Genomic DNA, 2,866 nt, shown 5'->3' with positions numbered 1-2,866 from the left:
ATCGTTTAATGAATTTAATGTCATTTTGTGCCGCAATGTTTTAATCTATTTTAATTCCACTCTTCAGCAGCAGGTGCATCAGCTTTTTTATAACAGCTTGTGTAAGTTTGGCATCTTAGGCTTGGGCAAACAGGAATCAATTCGTTTTACCCCCCATGAGGCAGATTATGAAGAAGTTGCCCAGGGGCAGAAACTATACCGGAGGCGGAATTAATGACGGCGGGGCTGATCGTCATGGGTACTTCTTTGGGGGGATTATCCGCACTACGAACTGTGTTAGGAAGTTTACCAGGAGACTTTTCAGTACCCGTTGCGATCGTGCAGCATCGTCATAAGGAGTCAGACTATACCTTGAGTTGCTATTTGCAGCAGTATGTTTCCTTGTTGATTCGGGAAGTTGAAGACAAAGACGAAATCCAGCCTGGACAGATCTACCTCGCGCCTGCGGACTATCATTTGCTCGTCGAACCCGGACACTTTTCCCTGTCAACTGATGATCCTGTCTCTTATGCCCGTCCGTCGATCGATGTGTTGTTCGAGTCTGCGGCAGAGGTTTATCACCGTGACTTAATTGGCGTAGTGATGACGGGTGCGAATCAGGACGGTGCAAGAGGTTTAGTACAAGTGAAAGCCAAGGGGGGTGTGACCGTTGTGCAAGACCCGCAAACTGCCGCAAGCTCAATTATGCCCAAAGCTGCGATTGCCTCTGTTTCGGTAGACTGGATCTTACCCCTTGAGCAAATTGCTCCCTGTCTCGTTCGCCTCTGCGATTCTTAACCCGAGCTAAGCTATGCCGCTTGAGTCCAGCGTAAACATTTTGCTTGTTGATGATCAGCCGGAAAATCTGCTGGCACTGGAGGCGTTGTTAGAGCCTTTAGGAGAAAATCTGGTACGGGCGCACTCTGGGGCAGAGGCATTGCGCTGTTTGCTCAATCAAGATTTTGCCGTCATTTTGCTCGATGTCCAGATGCCTGATCTGGATGGGTTTGAGACCGCGACACTGATTCGCAACCGTACCCGATCGCGCCAAACGCCGATTATCTTTCTGACGGCATTTAGCAACAACGAGCAGTTTATGTTCAAGGGTTATGCGCTGGGCGCGGTCGATTACCTGATTAAGCCGATCGATCCGGCAATTCTCAATTCTAAAGTGGCAGTCTTTGTCGATCTGTTCAAAAAAACAGAAGCACTGCGACAGCAGACCGAACGGCTTAAAGTCATGAATGCGGAGCTGCGGGTAACTGAAGAACGGTTTCGCTTGCTGAGTACCTGTTCGCCTGTGGGTGTGTTTATCACTGACACCGCAGGACGCTGCACCTATGCCAATCCGCGTTTTCGAGATATCTGCGGCTTGAGTGAGGCAGCTTCTTTGGAGCAGGGCTGGCTTCCGACAGTTCATCCTGACGATCGCGAACGGGTTGCGGCAAGCTGGACGATGCATCTGCAAGAGCCAGAGGAATATACGGAACAGTTCCGATTTCAGACGACTCATCCCGATCATTATCAAGCGGATCAACATCAAGTGGATCAATCAGGTCGGGCTGCTGAAACCACCGCGCGCTGGGGCTATGTACGCTCTGCTCCTCTCCTGTCAGATCAGGGAGAGATGATCGGCTATGTGGGGACGATCGAAGACATTACCGACCAAAAGCAGGCAGAAGCCATCCAGGCACAAATCATTCGTGAGCAGGCAGCCCGTCAGGAAGCTGAAGCTAGTAACCGAATGAAAGATGAGTTTCTCGCCATTTTGTCCCACGAACTGCGAACTCCGCTGAATGCCATGCTGGGCTGGTCAAAGTTGCTTCGCACACGCAAATACGACGAATCAATCACGCATCGCGCCCTAGAAATCATCGAGCGCAACGCCACCTCGCAGGCACAGCTCATTGATGACATTCTCGACGTTTCGCGAATTATTCGCGGCAAACTTCAGCTTAACTGTGTTCCAACCCTGCTCAAGCCGATCGCAGAAGCCGCCCTAAACTCTGTTCAGCCTGTTGCCGCCTCAAAGTCGATCGCGCTTATTCCCCAATTTGAAACCACCGCCACTCAGGTCTGGGGCGACTCGATACGGCTCCAGCAGATTATCTGGAATTTGCTTACTAACGCAGTGAAATTCACGCCTGAGAAGGGAGAAGTTACCCTGCGGCTGGCAGTCGAACTGCTTCCTGACCGTCTGAAGCAAACCCTTCAGATTCCGAGTTCAAAGGCAAAAGTCTTCTTTGAGTCCGATCGCTGTGCCGTGATCGAGGTGATCGATACCGGAGTGGGCATCAGTGCAGAGTTTTTGCCCTATGTGTTTGAGCGGTTCCGGCAGGCAGACAGCACCACCACCCGATCTCACAGCGGATTGGGGCTGGGCTTGGCAATCGTGCGACATCTGGTCGAACAGCATCACGGCACGATCGAGGTAGACAGTCTCGGCGAAAATCAGGGTGCGAAGTTTACGGTGCGGCTTCCCCTGCTTCAGTCCACTTCCCCTGGCTCTCCAGCGGGGCGATCGGCTTTTGGGGAAACTGAGAGCCAATCGGCTCCTTCCCGACTGGACGGCTTAAAAGTGCTGGTTGTAGACGATGAGCCAGATGCCCGTCAGTTCCTCACCTTTCTGCTAAGGGAAGCGGGCGCGAACGTTACAACTGCCGATTCCGTCGAAACTGCCCTGACTGCGCTCAACGCTGCCGAACCCGATTTGCTGATCAGCGATATTGGGATGCCGGAACAGGACGGCTACTCTCTGATTCAACAAGTTCGCACTCGCGGTTCTGCCATTCCTGCCATTGCCCTGACTGCCTATTCTAGAATCGAAGACCGCACCCAAATTCTCTCTGCCGGATTTCAGCAGCACCTTTCAAAGCCGATCGACCCC

Annotated in this window: 3 protein-coding genes; all 3 read left to right on the top strand. The window is 52.1% G+C overall.

The features are described 5' to 3' along the window. Positions 1–214: CheR family methyltransferase (locus H6F80_RS22995; RefSeq protein ID WP_277879262.1), on the top strand; the 214-nt coding region annotated here is incomplete at its 5' end. Then, entirely contained in the window at positions 214–777 is a 564-nt protein-coding gene (locus tag H6F80_RS22990) for a chemotaxis protein CheB (RefSeq protein WP_190793856.1), read from the top strand. The genes H6F80_RS22995 and H6F80_RS22990, both read left to right, overlap by 1 nt. Before the next feature lie 13 nt (positions 778–790). Continuing rightward, on the top strand, positions 791–2,866 hold a 2,076-nt coding region (locus tag H6F80_RS22985), incomplete at its 3' end, for a hybrid sensor histidine kinase/response regulator (protein WP_190793855.1).

The organism is Leptolyngbya sp. FACHB-711 (genome assembly GCF_014695615.1).
Classification (GTDB): Bacteria; Cyanobacteriota; Cyanobacteriia; order Elainellales; family Elainellaceae; genus Leptolyngbya_A.
The sequence above is the reverse complement of the archived record's forward strand: the minus strand, read 5'-3'. Positions and strand labels throughout refer to the sequence as shown.

Coding starts and splice junctions, on each gene's coding strand:
- H6F80_RS22990 (WP_190793856.1), top strand. CDS start 214: ATGACGGCGGGGCTGATCGTCATGGGTACTTCTTTGGGGGGATTATCC.